The sequence below is a fragment of the Collinsella sp. TF11-5AC genome, assembly GCF_003436775.1.
Taxonomy (GTDB): Bacteria; Actinomycetota; Coriobacteriia; order Coriobacteriales; family Coriobacteriaceae; genus Collinsella.
Window position 1 is genome coordinate 36723 of record NZ_QSQO01000014.1, and the last position, 18313, is coordinate 55035.

Annotated in this window: 17 protein-coding genes and 1 riboswitch; of the genes, 5 read left to right on the top strand and 12 right to left on the bottom strand. The window is 59.9% G+C overall.

Annotation, left to right across the window (positions count from 1 at the left end):
• Positions 1-66: 66 nt before the first annotated feature.
• The 7 genes from DXD16_RS07165 to DXD16_RS07195 all read right to left on the bottom strand — a co-directional run bounded on the left by DXD16_RS07165 (position 67) and on the right by DXD16_RS07195 (position 7451).
• Positions 67-666, bottom strand: coding sequence for a tRNA (cytidine(34)-2'-O)-methyltransferase (locus DXD16_RS07165; RefSeq protein WP_117655632.1), 600 nt, complete (start codon positions 664-666; stop codon positions 67-69).
• A gap of 99 nt (positions 667-765) precedes the next feature.
• Entirely contained in the window at positions 766-1896 is a 1131-nt protein-coding gene (locus DXD16_RS07170; protein ID WP_117655633.1) for a GTP-binding protein, read from the bottom strand.
• 86 nt (positions 1897-1982) lie between these two features.
• Positions 1983-2324, bottom strand: a complete 342-nt coding sequence (locus DXD16_RS07175; protein WP_055252194.1) for an arsenate reductase family protein — start codon at positions 2322-2324, stop codon at positions 1983-1985.
• A gap of 17 nt (positions 2325-2341) precedes the next feature.
• The gene (locus DXD16_RS07180; protein WP_117655634.1) at positions 2342-2965 is read right to left on the bottom strand and encodes a flavodoxin family protein; all 624 of its coding nucleotides are present in this window, start codon (positions 2963-2965) and stop codon (positions 2342-2344) included.
• A gap of 111 nt (positions 2966-3076) precedes the next feature.
• Entirely contained in the window at positions 3077-3880 is an 804-nt protein-coding gene (locus DXD16_RS07185) for a diguanylate cyclase domain-containing protein (protein WP_117655635.1), read from the bottom strand.
• On the bottom strand, positions 3877-4608 hold the full coding sequence (locus DXD16_RS07190; protein WP_117655636.1) for a GGDEF domain-containing protein: 732 nt from the start codon (positions 4606-4608) through the stop codon (positions 3877-3879). The genes DXD16_RS07185 and DXD16_RS07190 overlap by 4 nt, the downstream gene beginning before the upstream one ends.
• Positions 4609-4733: 125 nt before the next feature.
• Entirely contained in the window at positions 4734-7451 is a 2718-nt protein-coding gene (locus DXD16_RS07195) for an EAL domain-containing protein (RefSeq protein ID WP_117655637.1), read from the bottom strand.
• 319 nt (positions 7452-7770) lie between these two features.
• Here DXD16_RS07195 and DXD16_RS07200 point away from each other — a divergent pair, with 319 nt between their 5' ends.
• Positions 7771-8640, top strand: a complete 870-nt coding sequence (locus tag DXD16_RS07200) for a patatin family protein (protein ID WP_187365011.1) — start codon at positions 7771-7773, stop codon at positions 8638-8640.
• Between the two features lie 101 nt (positions 8641-8741).
• Here DXD16_RS07200 and DXD16_RS07205 read toward each other — a convergent pair whose 3' ends face one another.
• The 3 genes from DXD16_RS07205 to thiM are packed head-to-tail and all read right to left on the bottom strand — an operon-like array spanning position 8742 to position 10618.
• A complete protein-coding gene (locus tag DXD16_RS07205) occupies positions 8742-9437 on the bottom strand; it encodes a thiamine phosphate synthase (RefSeq protein ID WP_006234517.1) in 696 nt (231 codons plus the stop codon).
• Complete coding sequence (locus tag DXD16_RS07210; protein ID WP_233502661.1) at positions 9434-9775, bottom strand: thiamine-binding protein; 342 nt, start codon at positions 9773-9775, stop codon at positions 9434-9436. Before DXD16_RS07210 ends, DXD16_RS07205 begins: the two co-directional genes overlap by 4 nt.
• Positions 9776-9778: 3 nt before the next feature.
• The gene (gene thiM / locus DXD16_RS07215; protein WP_233502662.1) at positions 9779-10618 is read right to left on the bottom strand and encodes a hydroxyethylthiazole kinase; all 840 of its coding nucleotides are present in this window, start codon (positions 10616-10618) and stop codon (positions 9779-9781) included.
• 51 nt (positions 10619-10669) lie between these two features.
• A riboswitch (TPP riboswitch) is annotated at positions 10670-10780 on the bottom strand.
• Between the two features lie 163 nt (positions 10781-10943).
• On the opposite strand from thiM, the gene DXD16_RS07220 reads away from it, so the two are divergent.
• From DXD16_RS07220 to DXD16_RS07235, 4 genes are all read left to right on the top strand, one after another.
• Positions 10944-11852: an HAD-IIB family hydrolase gene (locus DXD16_RS07220; RefSeq protein WP_158551643.1), complete on the top strand. Its 909-nt coding sequence runs from the start codon at positions 10944-10946 to the stop codon at positions 11850-11852.
• A 10-nt stretch (positions 11853-11862) separates the two neighbouring features.
• Positions 11863-12759, top strand: coding sequence for a LysR family transcriptional regulator (locus DXD16_RS07225; RefSeq protein WP_117563541.1), 897 nt, complete (start codon positions 11863-11865; stop codon positions 12757-12759).
• 155 nt (positions 12760-12914) lie between these two features.
• Positions 12915-14048, top strand: coding sequence for a 5-methyltetrahydropteroyltriglutamate--homocysteine S-methyltransferase (locus tag DXD16_RS07230; RefSeq protein WP_233502663.1), 1134 nt, complete (start codon positions 12915-12917; stop codon positions 14046-14048).
• A gap of 122 nt (positions 14049-14170) precedes the next feature.
• A complete protein-coding gene (locus DXD16_RS07235) occupies positions 14171-15505 on the top strand; it encodes a uracil-xanthine permease family protein (protein WP_089572925.1) in 1335 nt (444 codons plus the stop codon).
• A gap of 61 nt (positions 15506-15566) precedes the next feature.
• On the opposite strand, the gene DXD16_RS07240 is transcribed toward DXD16_RS07235, so the two are convergent.
• Positions 15567-16232, bottom strand: coding sequence for an alpha/beta hydrolase (locus DXD16_RS07240; RefSeq protein ID WP_117655640.1), 666 nt, complete (start codon positions 16230-16232; stop codon positions 15567-15569).
• A gap of 207 nt (positions 16233-16439) precedes the next feature.
• Positions 16440-18128 (bottom strand): hypothetical protein, encoded by a 1689-nt coding sequence (locus tag DXD16_RS07245; RefSeq protein ID WP_117655641.1) that lies wholly within the window; start codon positions 18126-18128, stop codon positions 16440-16442.
• Positions 18129-18313 lie beyond the last annotated feature (185 nt).

An 18313-nucleotide genomic window follows, 5' to 3' on the forward strand; every position in this document is an offset into this window, starting at 1 on the left:
TAATTCTGGTTAAAAGCGACGGCTCGTTATTTGGTGCATCAATGTGACAAAGGGACAGTCCCTTTGTCACATGCCAGGAAAGCCTGTCTGGCGCAGGGCTTCGTAGAGGACGATGGCGGCGCTGTTGGAGAGGTTGAGTGCACTAATGCGGTAGTCGGCCGGGTCGATAAAGTTGCCGCAGATATCCTGCCGAAGGATGGCTTCGTGGCTGTCCTTGGTATGCCCGAGCGCCTCCTCGTGGGCCTCCCAGACTTCGGCGTTATCGAGCGAATCACAGTCGCGCAGCATGGGAATGCGCTCGCAGCATGCGGGCGCCGCGGCAAGCAGCGGCTCGGGAATCCCCGAGCTCTCGCTGCCAAAGACCAGATAGTCACCGTCGCGGTAGGTGCTTTGCGCATAGGTGCGGCGCGCCTTTTTGGTCAGCAGGTGCAGGCGCTCGTCGGCGGGGGAGAGGTCGTTGCGCGCAAGGAAATCCTCCCAGCCGGCATAGGTGGTCACGTCCAAGTTTTGCCAGTAGCCCAGGCCGGCGCGACGCACCGTCTTGTCGTCGAGCGAAAAGCCCAGCGGCTCTACCAGGTGCAAATGGGCACCGGTGACCACGCAGGTGCGGCCGATATTACCCGTATTGGCCGGAATCTCGGGTGCATACAGCACGATATTGAACATGAATCTCCTTGGCATAGAACGAAAAACCACCACGAAGGGGACAGGCACCTTCGTGGTGGTTTGGCGGTTACGTGGGCGGAAAATGCCCGCTTCGATAACCTAGGCGCGGTGCCAGTCGGTCAGGCAGGCATCGAGGGAGGCGATGAGCGCATCCTTGTCCATGTGACGGCCGATGATGCACAGGCTCGTCATGCGGTCGCCCGTCTCGTCGTCCCAAATCTGCATGATCTCGGGGTTCTCGTCGATAATCTTCTGCTTCTCGCCCTCGGGCGCAGAATCGACAAACAGACCGTTCTCCATCAGGCGCATCTGGTGGCCGGCCTGCTCAAACATGTAGCACATGTCCGGATTGCCGGTCTGCCACAGCGGGCCCTTGACGCGGATGACCTCGTCGGGCCACTCCTGCTCAACAAAATCGGTGAACTTCTGCAGGTCAAACGGCTTGCGGCGCGAGTACACAAAGGTCTCGATGTCGTACTCGAGCACCTCGGGGTCGTCGTGCTCCTCGGGATGCTCCATGGCCTCGATCCAAGCGGCGGAGTTGTAGGCGCGCATAAAGTCGAAGCGGTCGGTGTCGAGCAGCTCCTCCATGGGGACCTCGCCGTTTTGGGCTTCGACAATCACGGCGTCCTTCTGTAGGCTGCGCACAATGGCCTTGAGCTCGGCAATCTGCTCAGGCGTGACGGTATCGGTCTTGTTGAGGATCAGCGTGGAGCAAAATTCGATCTGCTGGATGAGCAGGCTCTCGATGTCATCCTCGTCAATGTCCTCGGCCAGCAGGTCGCGACCGCCGTTGAACTCGTCGTACATGCGGGCGCAGTCGACCACGGCCACGATGTTGTCGAGCGCGAGCTTGGGCTCGCCGCCCACCTTGGCCTCGTCGCAGAAGCTCGAGATGGTGTAGGCGATGGGGATAGGCTCGCAAATACCCGAGGCCTCGATGATGATGTAGTCGAACTTGCCCGAATCGGCGATGCCCTGCAGCTGGTTGGCCAGGTCGTCCGAAAGCGTGCAGCAGATGCAGCCGTTGGTGAGCGGGATAAGGTCGTCGGTCTCGGAAAGGCCGCCGTCGGCGATGAGGCTGGCGTCGACGTTGATCTCGCCGATATCGTTGACGATCACGGCGGCGCGGATGCCGCCGTCGTTGGCGAGGATGTGGTTGAGCAGCGTGGTCTTGCCGGCACCGAGGTATCCGGTAAGCATGATGATCTTCACGGGTTTGTTGGGCATGTGCCCTCCTTTGTTAGACATGGCTTACAGTTGAATCATATGCCAAACGCCTGCTCTTATACCCACGCGCCGGCAAATAACACAGGCTACTCCCAGGCTCCCCATACATCGGGGCAATAACCGACGGTGGCCTTTTTGCCGTTGCGCACGATGGGTTCGGCCAAGACCTGCTGGTTTTCGAGCAGCTTGTCGAAGCGCTGGCTAGGGGTGAGGTGCTGGATGAGCGCGAGCGTCTCCTCGTCCTTAGCCTTGGGGTTGAGCAACTTGTCGATACCGCCGACCGCCTGCATCACGCTCGTGAGCTCGCCCTTGCTCATCTCCTTTTCTTTAAGGTCGATAAACTGCACCTTAATGCGGCGCTCCTTAAAATAGCGCTGCGCCTTCTTGGTATCGAAGGACTTTTTGGTACCGAAGATCTGCACGTTCATTGTTTGGTTCCGCCGTTCTACCTGATGAAGTTGGTCCTAGCGCGATCGGCCTGGGGCGCTTCGATGCCGGCGGACTTTCCCGCCTCGATGCAACGCAGCAGCCAGGCCATGTTTTTGCCGATGTTTCGCATGGTGGCAAGGCCTTCGGCGTCCTGGGCGGCCTCGCCCGGCATGGCGCCAAAGACGTTGTTCCAGTAGGTGGATGCCACCACGGGCATCTGGTTGATGGTGAAGTACTTGTTGAGCACATCGAAGGTGGTCGACGTGCCACCGCGACGGGCAACGGCGACAGCGGCGCCCGGCTTGTGCGCAAAGGCCTTGCTGCCTGCATAGAATGCGCGGTCGAGTGCCGAGAGGATGCGTCCGCTGGGATGTGCGTAGTAGACGGGCGAGCCAAAGACAAAGCCGTCGGCCTGTTCGGCGGCAGCGATCAGCTCGTTGACCACGTCGTCGTCAAAGGTACAGCGACCGCCAAGCTTGCCGCACTGGCCGCAACCGATGCAATCGCGAATGGGCTTGGCGTCCAGTTGAAACGTCTCGGTATCGATGCCCTCGGCCCTAAGTTGCTCGGCGACCTCGGCGAGTGCGCGGGCGGTGTTGCCGTTTGCCTTGGGGCTGCCATTGACCAAAAGAACCTTCATCACAAACTCCCTCTGCTGTCGGTGACTTCTGCGGAGGATTATCGCACGAGAGGGCAGATGGCGCGGGGCGCGATGCGAAACGGCTTGTGTTTCACATCGCGCCCTACGTCGCTAGTCCAGCTTGGTGCCCGGTACCTGCGGCGCCTCTTTAATCAGCGCATTGAGTTCGTTCAAAATGGAAACGGGCTGTCGGTCGACGGCGTCCAGATGAAGCGTCGCCACGCGAAGGGGCGGCTGATATTCAAATGAGCCAAGGAGCACGGGCGATCCCAAGAACCGTTCGATTTCGTCTGCAACCGCGTCGGTCTCTTCGGGATCAAGCTCGTCAAAGAGCGCCACGAACATCGGTCCGGTCGAGCGGAACAGACGACCCTTGCCGCGCGAGCAATCCATGAGGCAGGCGGCGCTTTCTGCCAAAACGCGGTCGCCTGCATCAAAGCCAAAGCGGGCATTGACCTGTGCGATTTCGTCGATTTTAATGGCGATCAAGCCCGCGTTTCGTGCCACGCGACGCATCTCGCCAATGGCGTTGACCAGGGCGTGGATATCGCCCAGACCGGTCACGGAATCGGTCGTATCTGCCAAGCTTCGGTTGGTGACAATGCCCACATACATGTTGGGCTCGGTATCGGTGCCGTCCAGGCGGTAACCCGTGCAGTCGCAAAGCGCGTATTTTCCGGCGGTATTCATGACGCGATACTGCATGCAGTGGAAGTGCCACGTGCCGTTTACCACCATATCGAGCTCGGCACGTACGTTGTCGCGGTCTTCGGGGTGAACACGGGCAAGCCATATATCGAGCGAGTTGTAGGGATGCTGGGAGGGTAGGTCAAAATCGCGCACGGCATTAACCGACCATTGCGATTCGCCGGTGTCGAGGTTAATGATGAACGGATAGCGTGTCTCGGAGCTCATGGAGATCGCTTGGAACACTCGGTCGTTGCAGGGGGGGGTTGTTCGGTGATCGGGCGTTGCAGCGCATCGCCTTCTTCCGGTTGTTGCACACGGTACATGAGCTTGTAGCGATACATTTTGCGGTCGGCGTCCTTTGTCATCTGGCGACGCGTATCGCCTGCAAGTGGGTCGACGCGCGAGCAGCCAAAGCTAAAGCTGGCGATCATGGGCGCCTTGCCGTCCGATGTTGCCTCGATAAGATTGGCACGCGTCCGCTCCAGGCGCTGCTCGAGCTCGGCTTCGTCTGTCGTGGGGGATATAAGTACAAATTCGTCTCCACCGATACGGAACAGCAACTCATCGTGCTCCATTGTCTCGGTGAGTGCGCGGCAGATGCTCAGAATGTAGCGATTGCCCTCGGCGTGGCCAAACTTATCGTTGCAATGCTTAAGGCGGTCGATATCGATATAGGCGCAGGTGAAGGGGGTGCCTTTGCGCCAGAGCTGATCGACATGGCGGTCGAGTCCGCCACGGTTGCCAAGATTGGTGAGCGAGTCGATATAGGCGCCGTGCTCAAGCAGCTCGCGTTCTTGTTGCAGGATGGCGAGCGTTTTCTGCAGTTGCTCACCGATGGCACGCAGCTCCGGGGGCAGCGCGGCAACATCGAGCTCGGTGGTTGAGGCCCCGTTCGCAAGTCGCTGAAGATGAGCGATGATTGATTGCTCGCCCAGGCGATACGACTCGTTCATGATGGATTGCCTCCTTGGATGGAACAATGGTTTGTATCTTACTCCCAATTCGGTTTAGATTGGAGTATTAGTTAGCTCATGGGAACAAACGCTCCCCTCGACGGTGGCGTTTGCGTGCGAGCGTATTAGTTGTTGTCGCCACCATCGAGCAATGCCTCAAAATCCTCCGCCTGCATGGGGCGGTAGTAGAGGAATCCCTGAGCGTAGCGGGCGCCCATGTGGCGCAGCATGTTTGCCTGCTTGTCCGTCTCGACGCCTTCGATCACAACGGGCAGATGGAGTGACTGCGCCATCTCGAGCATTGATGAGATGATTTGCACGCTGCGGCCCTCATCGCCGTTATCGGGCACAAACGTGCGATCGAGCTTGATGACGTCGACGTTGACGTTCTTGAGCATCGCGAGCGTGGACTGGCCGGTGCCAAAATCGTCCATATAGGTCGAGAAGCCGCGGGTGTGCAGGTCGGCCGTTAGTTTATCCACGGCCTCGGACTCTCCCGTATAAGCTGTCTCGGTGATCTCGATGCGCATGAGCTCGGGCGGCAGGTTGTATTGGGCGGCGAGCGCTCCCATATGCTCGGCAACGTCGCAGGCAAGGATATCCACGCGCGACACATTAAGCGAGATCGGAACCACACGAAGCCCCCGATTGATGCGCTCGCGCAGCCACAAGGCAACGCCCTGCCAAACGTATTTGTCGAGCGTCACCACAAAACCGCTTTCCTCGAGAGCGGGGATAAAGGTGGCGGGCGAAATGAGGGAGCCATCCTTGTCGATCCAGCGCGTGAGCGCTTCGGCGCCAATGATCTCGCCGGTTTCCATGTCGACCTGGGGCTGCAGGTAGTAGGTAATACGGCCGTTGGAGAGCGCGTACTGGAATTCGGTCAGCGTGCGGTGGAACGAGATTTCGCGCTCGTACTCCTCGGGGCGGAAAATGGCAATGCGCTCCTTAAAGTCGTTTTTTGCGCGCCGATTGGTAAACATGGCCTTGGCCTGCGCATCGATGGTGATTTTCTCGTTGGAGTCGATGGGGTAGACGCCCATGGACGGCCAGAATCCCACGCCGTCATCATACTTGGCCACGGCCTGGCGAACGCGGCTATAGATCTGATGGACGGTGTCGTGTTCAAAGGGGATGAGTATGCAAAAGTCGTCTTGGCCCCAGTACCCTGCGACGCCCATGTTGGCATTCTCGATGTCCTTGAGGACCGTGCCCACATCGGCGAGCATGCGGTCGCCCTCGGCCTGTCCGTGCCATTCGTTGAACAGTCGCATGTGTCCCATATCGACGGTGGCGATACACCAAGCGCCGTTGCGCCTTGTCTCGAGAAATTCGTTGGCGCGGCGCATAAACACGCTGGGTCGATAGAGACCCGTGAGCGGATCGATGCGTTCGGCGATGGCGCTTTTGCGCTCCACCTCGGGTATGGGGAGGCTGTCGTTGGGAACAAGCCCGCCGGCCGTGCGAATGCGACGGTCGAGTTCGCCTAAAACGGCGGCCGTTTGATTGGTCAGGTGCTCGTAAAAGGCCGGAACGACAAGACAGACGGGGGTAATGGTGTCGTCCGCGATTCGAACGGGAGCGAAAACGGCCTCTTTGAGATGTTGGATCAGTTGCTCGAATGCTTCGTGATCCAAATTGTTGCTAAGCACGACGAACTGGGCGTTGCGTGAGCGGAAGACGCGACTCCTGCCGCGAGTAATCGACAGCATGCGGCCTGCGTATTCGGCGAGCATGTTGTCGACGGCCTCGGCCCCGTAGAGCTCGTTGAACTTTGCCGTGCCGCGAACGCGCACTGCTATAAGCCCCGTCTTGCAACGGTCGCGACGGCAGGCATCGATAGCGTTGATCAGCGTGCGCTGCGTTCCGAGGCCCGTGGCGGCGTCGACGGTCTCGGCAAGCGAGTGGTTGACGAGCTCGCCGACATAGAGCGAGGGGACATTTCCGTCGCCGTCGATACGAAACCCGCGAGCACGGCCGAGGATGTAGTCGCCGGCGGCGTTGCGCACGCGGTACTGCATGACGTGGCGATGTTTGGAGCCGTCATAGATTTGGTCGATGTCGTTGGTATAGGCCTCAAGGTCATCGGGATGGACACGCGTTTTCCAGTAATCGTGGCAGTTGTCTATATGCTCCGAAGGAAGACCAAGATCGCGCAAGGCGCCTTGTGACCAAAGGGTTCGATGTTTGTCCAAGTTCTCGATAAAGAAATATCGGCCTTCGTTGAGCATCGAAAGGGCGTCGAAAATGCGATCGCTTATTTCGAAGTCGTCGGTGTGGGCTTGTGCGATATTGCGTCGATCAAGGTGCACGGCATGACGTAGCTTGTAGTCGTACATGCGATGATCGGCATCGTTCGTCAAGCGATTGGGGGCTTCGCCCAGGGCGGGGTCGGCGTGTGCCACTCCGTAGCTAAACGAGTGAGGCATCTTGGAAGCGTTGTTTTCGAGCAGTACCGTTCGGCAGTGTTCCAGACGTTCGGCAAGGTCGTCCTCGGTCGCAATCGTAGATAGGATGGCGAACTCGTCGCCCCCCAGACGAAATGCCGCCTCGTCCACCTTCATATACAGTTTGAGATAGAGGCTCACCTGCAAGATATAGCGGTTGCCCTCGTCATGTCCAAAGATGTCGTTGCAGTGCTTAAGGTTATCGATGTCGATAAACGCCATGGTCACGGGCAGTTCCTGCTCCCAGAGTTCCTCTAAGGAACGGGTAAAGCCGCCGCGGTTGCCAAGTCCGGTGAGCTCGTCGGTAAAGGCGGTCCTGATCAGATCGTCCTGACGCTCCAGAAGGTCACGGATGGTCTTTTCGAGCGTTTCGGTATTATTGCTGGCGTTATCCATACTGTAAGCGGCTTTCTGAGGTCGGGGCGGATTGCGTCGGGCGAGCTCGTTGTGCACATGCGTTGCTGCTCAACGCCTTGCGTGTTTCCAAGCCCCCGCCTTGCTGCGTCGTTGGGTTTATTTGTCGGTTCGTGCTCTCGGCTGATAACTACTGAGTAGTATAAACAAGTGTATGGAATTATGTAGGGGTGCCCATGTTGCGGGCGGCCATTATTCGCCAAACGGTAACGCGACGATGTTCGATGAAAATGCGACTGAGACGATATTTGTTGATGGGTATACTTGTTCCGTTTTAAAACGCAGGAACGGAGATGGTCGCATGGCACAGTCAAATATGACGCGCACGGTGGGGCTGGCGCTCGAGGGAGGCGGCTACCGCGGTATGTATACGGCGGGCGTGCTCGACGTTTGGATGGAGCACGGTTTGACCTGCGACCATATGGTGGGCGTCTCGGCGGGCGCGGCATTTGGCTACAACTTTAAATCGCGCCAGATCGGCCGCGCCATTCGCTATAACAAGGCCTATTGCGCCGACAAACGCTATGCGAGCGTGACCAGCTGGCTGCGAACCGGCGATATGTTCAATGCCGATTTTGCCTATCACGAGGTGCCCATCGAGCGCGATCCCATCGACCTGGAGGCGTATCGCGCCTGCCCCATGCGGTTTACGTGCGTGTGCACCGATATCGAGACGGGCAAGGCCGTCTACCACGACCTGCCCTATGGCGACGAGCGGGATATCGAGTGGATCCGGGCATCGTCGGCGATTCCTGTGGCGACGCGTCCCGTTGCTATTGACGGGCATAAGTATCTGGATGGTGGCGTGGCTGATTCTATTCCCAGCGCATGGCTGTTTGCGCAGGGGTATGACCGCAATATCGTGGTACTCACGCAGCCGGCGGGCTTTGTGAAGCAGCCCAACAGCGTGATGCCCATGCTGCGGCGCGTGTTCCGTCACTATCCGGAGTTTGTTGCAGCGCTTGAGCATCGGCATGAGGTCTACAATGCCACGCTCGATGACCTGGCACGTCGAGAGGCTGCCGGGGAAATCTTTGTGGTGCGGCCGAGCGAATCGGTGAAGGTGCCGTCGCTGTGCCGCGAACCGGATGAGCTCGAGCGCATCTACCAGGTCGGCCGCCACGATGCAGAGGCGACTTTGCCGGCGTTGGAAGCGTATCTGGCGGGGTAAGGGTCGCATACGGAAAGCGCATCCCGGAATGGAGGCCCAAACTGGGATGCGCTTTCCATTGCTGAAGATATGAGGCTGCGAATCAGCTGTTCGGCCTATGCCTATGCCTGCTGCCAGGTGTCGACAAGCTCCTTGGCCGCGGCGTAGGGATCGTCGGCGCTGCAGACGGCGCTCACCACAAAGAAGCCGTCGACGCCGGTTGCCTTAAGCTGCGGCAAGTCGGCCGTCTTAACGCCGCCGCCCACCACGATGGGCACGGGGCTTGCCGCGTGGAGTGCGGCCAGGTCCTCAAAGCTCTTGGTGATGATGGAGCCATCGGCTGCGCGTCCGCAGTCGCGCTTGGTCTCGGTCTCGTGGAGCGGGCCGATGCCCAGGTAGTCGACCAGACTCATGTCGGCGGTCTTGACGTACTCGAGCATTTCCTCGCAACGGGCCGAAAGGCCCACGATGGCGTCGGGGCCCAGCAGCTTGCGACAGACCTCGACGGGAATATCGCTCTGGCCCACGTGCACGCCGTCGACCGCAATGCCCTGCTCGCGTGCGGCGAGTACGCAGTCAAGGCGGTCATCGATCAGCAAGGCGACCTGACCGGTCTTGCCGGCCTGTGCGATTGCCTGCGCGGCGTCGCCGGTCAGCGCAATGATCTCGCGGGCGCTTGCCACCTTGGAGCGCACCTGAATGCAGGTAAAGCCGGCGTCGAGCGCCTGGGCCACCACATCGCCCACGGGGCGTCCGAGGGTGTTTTCGGGGCCGAGCACCAGATAGGCCGAGATATCAAGGTTGTCGCGGATGCTCATCGTGCTTCCTCCTGCTTTTTGATCTGCGCTTCCATGCGCTCGAGTTTGCCGGTCATGGTGTCGGTAAATCCAGGTCGAATATCGGCTTTGAGCACGACTTCGGTTCGGATGCCCTTGTTCGCTAACACAAAGGTCGCGTCGCGCACGACCTGCATGACCTCGTCCCAGTCGCCCTCGATCTCGGTGAACATCGAGGTGGTGCGGTTGGGAAGGCCGCTCTCGCGAATGACGCGCACGACCTCGGCGACCTCGGCGGACAGTTCATCGCCGGTGCCGCACGGGGCGATGGCCACAGCGACGAGCGTGTTCATGCCGGCATTGGTTGCGGGCTCGGACATGGCTTATGCCTCCTCGAGCTCGAGTTGGTTATCGGCGATGTCTTGGGCGGTTGCGCGGTAGAGCTCGTCGATAAAGGCGACCTTAAAGCTTGCCGGGGCATCGGCGACGGCGGCGGCACGCGTGCCGGCGACGTTGTAGACGGCGGTACCGCAGACGGCTGCCGTAAACGGATCGGCAGCGCAGGCGTACACGGCCAGCACGCCGCCCTGCGAGCAACCGCAGCCGGTAATCTTGGACATGAGCGGGCTGCCGCCGTGGGATTTGGCCACGGTCGTGCCGTCGGTAATCAGGTCGACTTCGCCCGAGACCACAACGGCGCCGCCGGTGTAGCGAGCGAGCGCCACGGCGGCATCGCGGGCGGCGTCGACCGTGTCGGTGGTATCGACACCACGTACGCGGCTCAGATCGGCCGACTCGCCCTCAAGACCCCACAGGCCGGAGAGTGCGATGATCTCGGAGGCGTTGCCGCGTACGATGGCGGGCTTGTACTGCTTGAGCTCGTTTACCAGCTGGGTGCGCAGGCTACCGATGCCCAGACCCACCGGATCGAGCACCCAGGGCTTGCCGGCGTCGTGTGCCGCCTTGGCCGCGCGGGGAATCGTCTGCTCGTAGATGGGGAAGAGCGTGCCCATGTTGAGATAGATGGCGGCGCCGCCGGCAACGAGCGCCTCGCCCTCGTCGGGCAGATAGACCATGGCGGCCGAACCGCCCACGGCGAGCTGCGCGTTGGCGACAAAGTCGATCGTCACCGTGTTGGTGATGGAGCCGGCCATCGGATTGGTGGCTCGAATCTCCTCTACGGCCTTGACCATATGTTGCTTAAGCTGTTCCGAATCAATCACTGCACATGCCTCCTTGGCATAGAAAAGGGGCGCTGTGCATAGACAGCGCCCCTGTAAAGGCGGCATGCTCCCTACGCCAGCATTAACTGACAGGTTCAAAGGATTGGGCCCTATGCCCTCTCAGCCTTGTGGTTTGCACCGCCGGCACTCCCGCATCGAATCTGTTGTTCCCTATACTAGCGCACCTGCCAATATGGGACAGGTTTATTTTGGCAGGTGGCAACAGGGGCGCTGCATTTTCCCAGATAAAACCTGCCAAGATAAACCTGTCCCTTATTGGCAGGTCGTTACAATAGACGGGATAAAGAATGACCGAGGGGACCTTATGATCAAACTTGTGCTGACCGATATGGACGATACGCTGATTCCTGCTGGACACGATGGCGCCAGCGACTGCGCCATCGAGGGCATTCATGCCATGCAGGCGGCGGGCCTGCATTTTGGCCCGGTTTCGGGTCGCCAGCCGTCCGCGATGAGCTGGATGTTCCGCAATCGCTCCGAGTGCTTCTCGACCGGTGCGTTTTGCAACGGCCAGGTGATGTTTGTCGATGGCGAGGCGGTTGCCTCGCGCGCAACTGATAACGATGCCCTTATGCGCCTGGCCGACTACCTGGAGCAAGAGACCGACGATACCTATTTGAAGGTCTACCGTCTGGGTGATGACTTTTGGGACAACGACGCCTATTGCGTGACAAGCGATCCCGAGCGTGTGCGTCGCGCCATGGAGTCAGGCGGCAACGCGTGGCTCAAGGGCGAAGAGGCTCCCTGTCGCCCTGTCGTTGACGATGCCCCGGCATACAAGGCGAATATCTGGAGTGCCCGTTCGCGCGAGGAGCTCGCCGAGCTGCGCGAGCGTGTTGCCGCCGAGGTGCCGGAGCTCTCGCTCGTGTTTCCCAACAACCGCGTGCGCCTGTTCGACGTTCTTCCGACCGGCTGGGACAAGGGCTGTGCTGCGCTGGAGCTGGCGCGCGCTTTGGGCCTGACGCCCGACGAGGTGGCCGTATTCGGCGATTCCGATAACGATTTGCCCATGATCGATGCCGTTCCCAATTCCGTTGCAGTCGCCAATGCCAACGAGGCCGTCACGGCTGCCGCGCGCTGGCATATCGGCGCTGCGGCAGATGATGCGGTTGCCGGGGCTCTGCATCAGATTGCCGCCTGCGCCGCGACGGGGGAGATGCCGTCGTTTATGCGTCAGATGGACGCGACGGGTTTCGACGTCACGAACGTCTAGGGAGAAAGCCATGAAGCTCCAGCAGCTCAGATATGTCGTCAAAGTTGCCGAATGCGGCAGCATCACCGAGGCCTCGCGCCGGCTCTTTGTGTCGCAGCCTTCGATTACCGCGTCAATTCGCGATCTCGAAAACGAGATGGGTGTACACATCTTTGAGCGCACCAACAAGGGCGTCATTGTGTCCGAGGAAGGCGAGACCTTCTTGGGCTACGCGCGCCAGGTGCTCGACCAGGCCGACCTGCTCGAGGGCAAGTACAAAGGCACGTCCGAGCAGGTGCCGCACTTTAGCGTGAGCTGCCAGCATTATTCCTTTGCCGTTAATGCATTTGTCGATGTGATCCGCGAGTTCGATGCCGCGCGCTACGACTTTACCCTGCGCGAGGAGCAGACCCACGAGATTATCGAGGACGTCGCGCATATGAAAAGCGAGCTCGGCATCCTGTATCTGTCGGAGCACAATCGCGAGGTCATCGAGCGCATGCTGGCGGCCAACGAGCTCGTATTCGAAGGACTCTTCTGCGCTACGCCGCATGTCTTTGTGTGCTCCGACCATCCGCTGGCGGGTCGCTCGAGTGTGACGCTCGAGGACTTGGAAGACTACCCGTTCCTGTCCTATGAGCAGGGCAGCTACAACTCGTTTTACTATTCCGAGGAGCTGACCTCGACCTTTGAGCGCCGCAAGAATATCCGCGTGCGCGACCGTGCGACGCTGTTCAACCTAGCTATGGGCCTTAACGGTTACACGGTGTGTTCGGGCGTGATCAGCCATGAACTTAACGGCCCCGGCATTATCTCCATTCCGCTCGATGTAGACGAGTACATGGAGATCGGCATCATCACGCGCAAGAACACGACACTTACGCGCTACGGGCAGGCCTATATCGAAGCGATTCGTCAGCACATCTAGACTGCTGCGTTCTGCACGGGTCAAATCTCTTTATGGCAGTCCCAACTAATATAGGAAGCATCTATATCAAACTGTTATAAACGCATATTTTACGATGTCCATATGAGCGCTCATACTCTGTCCCAGTAAAGCAACCAATGCAAAGGGAGATATCTATGAGCACTTCGATTCAACCGAACGCGCCGTTTCGTGCCGATATCGTCGGCAGTTTTCTTCGTCCACAGGCTGTAAAGGACGCCCGTGCCGCCTATGTCGCGGGTAAACTCGACGCTTCCGGCCTTAAGGCCGTCGAGGACGAGGCCATCCGCGACTTAGTGGCCAAGCAGAAGGCTGCCGGCCTGCAGGTGATTACCGATGGCGAGTTCCGCCGCAGCTACTGGCACCTCGATTTTATGTGGGGCCTCAACGGCATTGAGCGCCGCGCCTCGCGCACGGGCTACATGTTCCACGATGAGGAGACTACCGCCGACACCGCCGTGGTAACCGGTCCCATTAGCGGTGAGAATCATCCGTTCGTCGAGCACTTCAAATTTATCAAGTCGCTCGAGGGAGAGGGCCAGGTCGCGCGCCAGACCATTCCGGCGCCGATCCAGACGTTCTCCGAAGTCACACTCGACCGCTGCGATGGCCAGCAGGAGAGTCTGCACGCCGTCTACAAGACCGACGAAGAACTCGTCGATGCCATTGCCGCAGCATACCGCACCGTGATTGCTGACCTGTATGCCGCGGGCTGCCGCAACATCCAGTTTGATGACTGCACCTGGGGCATCTACTGCGATACCGACTTTGTGTCCAAGACTGGCATGAGCCCGGTTGACCTGCAAAGGGTGAGCGAGCTGGGCGTGGCGCTCAACAACGCCGCCATCGAGGACAAGCCCGACGACCTCGTCATTAACACGCACGTGTGCCGCGGCAACTACCACTCTACCTATGCTTTCGAGGGCGGCTATGACCCCATCGCGCCGTACCTGTTTGCACATGAGGATGTCGACGCATTCTACCTGGAGTTCGATACGCCGCGCGCCGGCGGTTTTGAGCCGCTCAGCTACGTTGCCCCGGGCAAGAAGGTCGTGCTGGGCTTGGTGACCACCAAGGCCGCAGAGCTCGAGAACGAGGATGTTATCGTCGAGCGCATCCGCGAAGCCGCAAAGTACGTGCCGCTCGAGAACCTGTATCTGTCTCCCCAGTGCGGCTTTGCCAGCTGCGAGATTGGCAACAAGCTGACCGAGGACGAGCAGTGGGCAAAGATCGCCCTGGTCAAACGCATCGCCGAGCGCATCTGGAAGTAGTGCTGCCGTTCGCAGGGGCGTCGTGGTCGGAGCGGCATGCATCGCGTACAATGGTTCGGATCGTATCGTTCGGGCAGGTAATCCGATATGCCCGAGCGCCCTTCCATTATGAAAGGACATCCATGTCCCAATCCTCGACGCCCGCCGTCGCCGATGCCATCTACGATGCGTCGTCGCTCGGTCGCCCGCGCATGTTCCTACTCGGTCTGCAGCATCTATTCGCGATGTTCGGTGCCACGGTGCTCGTACCCGTGCTCACCGGTCTCTCGGTGTCGGCGACCCTTTTGTTTGCCGGCCTGGGCACGCTGCTCTTCCACTTCCTATCGCGCGGCAAGGTGCCAGCGTTTTTGGGATCTTCGTTTGCCTTTATCGCGGGCTATGCCGCCATCGCGCCCAACGGCGAGGCCGAGCTTTTGCCCTACGCCTGCCTAGGTGTAGCCTGTGCCGGCCTGCTCTATCCGGTGCTGGCGGCCCTGTTTCGCGCGTTTGGTGCCAAGCGCGTTATGCGCTTCTTCCCGCCGGTAGTGACTGGCCCCATCGTCATTTCCATCGGCCTGATCTTGGCAAGCTCTGCCATCGCCAACTGCCAGACCAATTGGCTTGTTGCCGTTGTCGCTGTGGCGGTGATCGTCATCTGCAACATCTGGGGCCGTGGCATGGTCAAGATCGTGCCGATTCTGCTGGGCGTTGTGGTGAGCTATGCCGTTGCGACTGCGCTCGGCGAGGTTGATTTCTCGGGCGTCGCAGCCGCTCCCTGGGTTGGCTTGCCCGTCGTGTGGGATAACACCGTGTTTGCGCTCTTTGGCCCGCAGTTCGATAGCGGTCTTGCCACGACGGCCATCATCACCATTATGCCGCTGGCCTTTGCGACCATGATCGAGCATATCGGTGACATCTCGGCTATCGGCTCCACTTGCGAGCGTAACTACATCGCCGATCCTGGCCTGCATCGCACGCTGCTTGGCGACGGCCTGGCGACCATTCTCGCATCGCTCTTTGGCGCTCCGGCTAACACCACCTATGGCGAGAACACCGGTGTGCTTGCCCTAACGCGTGTGTTTGACCCGCGCGTGATTCGCATTGCCGCATGTTGTGCCATTGTGCTCTCGTTCTGCCCCAAGTTCGCGGCTGTCATTGCGGCCATGCCGGCGTGTGTAATCGGCGGCGTGTCGCTCGTGCTCTATGGCATGATCAGCGCCGTGGGCGTCCGCAACCTCATCGAGAACCAGGTCGATTTCCAAAACAACCGCAACGTGCTGGTGGCCGCCCTGGTGCTCGTGCTTTCGCTCGGCATTGCGTACAGCACCGCCGGCGCCATCGTGCTTGAGCTGGGCGGCGTGACGATTTCGCTTTCCGGCCTTGCCGTGGGCTCGCTGGTGGGCATCGTGCTCAACGCCATCCTGCCGGGTAACGACTTTGAGTTTGACGTCTCCGAGCTTGAGGAGGCTGCTGAGTAACAACTGCGTCCAGCTAAAACAAGATATGGTGCCCATGCGTATATGCGCGTGGGCACCATTTTTAATGCGTCAGTATCCAGTGGATGCCGCGGGCCATGCGCAAGTCGGTCTGGGAAAAGTGATTGCCGGGGTTGAGCTCCAGCGTCGTGGGAATACCACGTTCGCCGAGCAGCTTTTCCATTGCGCGCGTATCGTCGAGTACGTGCCGCATCATGCGGTTGGGAGTCTTGGTCTCCTTTTTACCGAGCGACAGATAGACAGCCTGCGGGCTGCCGGCAAATGGCGCCGTGCTGGCGCGATCGACAAAGTCGGGAAACCATAGCGACCCCGATGCGCTCGCGGCGCGGTCAAATGCGTCGGTTTGCCAGAGGGACCAGAGTGCGAAGAGGCCCGCGAGCGAGTAACCGGCAATGCCACGCCAGGTGGGCGGCTGAGGAAGCGATGACTCGACCTGGGGGATTATCTGATTCAGCAGCTCATCAAGAAAACCGGCAGCTTGGCCGCCGAAAGGCTCGGCATCGCGTACGGTCCCGTCGCATGCCCAGGGGCTCAGCTCGCGATTCCAATCGAGCCCGCCAATGGTGACGAGGGCGAATGGCGGACAGTCGAGCTCTCGGCAACACTTATAAACCTCGCTGCCGTCGCCCACGACCACAGGAAGGTAGATGACAGGCGCGCTTTCCGTATGATTCGAATAAACGGTTATCTGCTTTTGATGCGCTTCCATGACGGGCTTCTCTCAGTGTTGTGATATCGGCAGCCCCAATTGTCGCACGCCAGCGTATGCCGGTTGGGCTAGACCAAAGACAATCTCGTGCATCCCCTGCGGACGCATATGGAAAACGCCACCGCCGGAGGGGAGCTCGGCGGTGGCGTTGTTAAACGGTGCTGGGGCTCGGGGCCTTCGCGGGAGCTGCCATGTGCGCAGAGGCGTCTAAGAGCGCTTACGGCTCGCCATGGTGCCTGCGGCGATAGCGGCTGTTCCCGCAAGGACGGTTGCCACGATGGCCGCACCCGAGGTGTCGCCGGTTGCCGCGAGCACGCCGGTAGTCTTGGCTTTCGTGGTTGAAGCCGCAACGGCCTTGGTCGGCTTTGAGCCCTCAGGCTTGGGGTTCTGCTTGGTCTCGTCGGGCTTGGGGTCTTCCGGCTTGGCTACCTCGGGAGGTGCGATGGTCGTGCTTTTGGCGACTGCTTTGATATAGAGGGAGTCGACCGTGGCGTCGCCCGTGCCGATGGCTTGGCCTGCTTCGTAGATGCCGTCACGGAGCTTGCGATAGTCAATGACCTTGCCGCCTTCGGGCGTCTGGATGGCGGCGTTCTCAATCTTGATGGTGCCGATTGTCTTGCCGTCAGCGCTCATGGCACGGGCAAAGATTGCCGCTGTATCTCCTTCGACCGTTACCTTGCTGCGGATGATCGAGATGACTGCGGGTGTGACGCCCTCGCTGGTCTGGGCGATGATGCCGATGTTCTCGCCTTGGGGTTCGCGCCTCGTCTCGCCATCTTGGTTTTCGCTGTAGGGGATGGGGCCGTCGCCGTTCTCGACATAGCGGGCTATGGCCTTGACAACGGAGTCGCTGATGTAGATGTGGCCACCCTTCTCGTTGGGTCGATCGTTTCTGGTGGAGAATGCAGCCGAAACCTCGCCTTCCGCAAGCGCGTCCACGGTGGAGCCGTTCTTGACGACGATATCGTCTTGGTAGGTGAAGAGGGCAATGGCGCCACCGTATCTGCCTTTACTTGCACGGACTGTCACGTTTGCATGATCGAGCGTGATGCCCTTGTGGGCATAGACGCCATATTCAACACCGTTTACGTTGAGGGAGGCGTTTGTGGCTGCGAGGCTGCCCTTGGCCTCGACGGCAGCGTCTTTCTCGGAGCTTGCCTCGACCGTCCCGCCACCCTTGATGGTGAGGTTCTTGTCGGTTCCAATACCCTTGTCCTTGGTAGCCCTGGCGGCGACGGCTCCGTTGTCGTCAATCGTGATATTGCCGTTTGCCCTGATGCCATCCGATGCACCCGTGGCGTTGACGTTGCCCGAACCTTTGATAGCGAGATCACCCCCGGCATTGATGGCATCAAGCCCAGTGCTCGTGGCGTTGACGGATCCGGCTCCGTCGATGTTGATATTACCCGTGGAGAGGATAGCGTCCTCAGTAGATGTCACGCTGAGCGTGCTGCCCGCGTCGCCTTGGATATTGAGCTCGGCGTTCTCATTCTTGCCATGAGAAGCCTTGATGCCTTCGATCCAGTCGGCAGTGACGATGTTGTTTCCCGAGTAATTCACGTTGAGCTTGCCTGCGGCCTGGATCTCGCCGCCGTTATAGTTGTTGAGCTTCAAGTCGTCGGCGCCGTCCCACGACCAGGTGCCGGTCTCGTCGCCCGCCGCAGTGCCGGCGTTGTATTTGGTTTCGCCGACCTTGACCCATTCCGCCGCGAGCGAGACGCTCGGCATGAGCAGCGAGCTCACCGTGAGCGCGCACACGGCGCCTACGACGATGCGGCGCGTCACGCGGCGCCAGCTGCCGTGCGCGAGTCCTATGCGACGGCGGACGTCGGGTTCGGCAACATGGGTTCCGGCGGTAGCGTCATTGCGTTTGGGGGTCGTGAACAAGGCTGCCATGGTTGCTCCCGTTCTCATAGGGCCTATACGACTAGATTCAGCGTATCTGCTGGATGTTGCCGGCGGTAGTGCCGTTTGGAGGGCAAAATGGCCAAAATGGGGGAGAAATAGGCCGCACGCCGGCGCAGGGACCGGCGCTAAAAGAAAGGCTCTGTTAGACCAAGGTTGACATAAAAACGATGTCA

Coding starts and splice junctions, on each gene's coding strand:
- DXD16_RS07165 (WP_117655632.1), bottom strand. CDS start 666: ATGTTCAATATCGTGCTGTATGCACCCGAGATTCCGGCCAATACGGGT.
- DXD16_RS07170 (WP_117655633.1), bottom strand. CDS start 1,896: ATGCCCAACAAACCCGTGAAGATCATCATGCTTACCGGATACCTCGGT.
- DXD16_RS07175 (WP_055252194.1), bottom strand. CDS start 2,324: ATGAACGTGCAGATCTTCGGTACCAAAAAGTCCTTCGATACCAAGAAG.
- DXD16_RS07180 (WP_117655634.1), bottom strand. CDS start 2,965: ATGAAGGTTCTTTTGGTCAATGGCAGCCCCAAGGCAAACGGCAACACC.
- DXD16_RS07185 (WP_117655635.1), bottom strand. CDS start 3,880: ATGAGCTCCGAGACACGCTATCCGTTCATCATTAACCTCGACACCGGC.
- DXD16_RS07190 (WP_117655636.1), bottom strand. CDS start 4,608: ATGAACGAGTCGTATCGCCTGGGCGAGCAATCAATCATCGCTCATCTT.
- DXD16_RS07195 (WP_117655637.1), bottom strand. CDS start 7,451: ATGGATAACGCCAGCAATAATACCGAAACGCTCGAAAAGACCATCCGT.
- DXD16_RS07200 (WP_187365011.1), top strand. CDS start 7,771: ATGGCACAGTCAAATATGACGCGCACGGTGGGGCTGGCGCTCGAGGGA.
- DXD16_RS07205 (WP_006234517.1), bottom strand. CDS start 9,437: ATGAGCATCCGCGACAACCTTGATATCTCGGCCTATCTGGTGCTCGGC.
- DXD16_RS07210 (WP_233502661.1), bottom strand. CDS start 9,775: ATGTCCGAGCCCGCAACCAATGCCGGCATGAACACGCTCGTCGCTGTG.
- DXD16_RS07220 (WP_158551643.1), top strand. CDS start 10,944: ATGATCAAACTTGTGCTGACCGATATGGACGATACGCTGATTCCTGCT.
- DXD16_RS07225 (WP_117563541.1), top strand. CDS start 11,863: ATGAAGCTCCAGCAGCTCAGATATGTCGTCAAAGTTGCCGAATGCGGC.
- DXD16_RS07230 (WP_233502663.1), top strand. CDS start 12,915: ATGAGCACTTCGATTCAACCGAACGCGCCGTTTCGTGCCGATATCGTC.
- DXD16_RS07235 (WP_089572925.1), top strand. CDS start 14,171: ATGTCCCAATCCTCGACGCCCGCCGTCGCCGATGCCATCTACGATGCG.
- DXD16_RS07240 (WP_117655640.1), bottom strand. CDS start 16,232: ATGGAAGCGCATCAAAAGCAGATAACCGTTTATTCGAATCATACGGAA.
- DXD16_RS07245 (WP_117655641.1), bottom strand. CDS start 18,128: ATGGCAGCCTTGTTCACGACCCCCAAACGCAATGACGCTACCGCCGGA.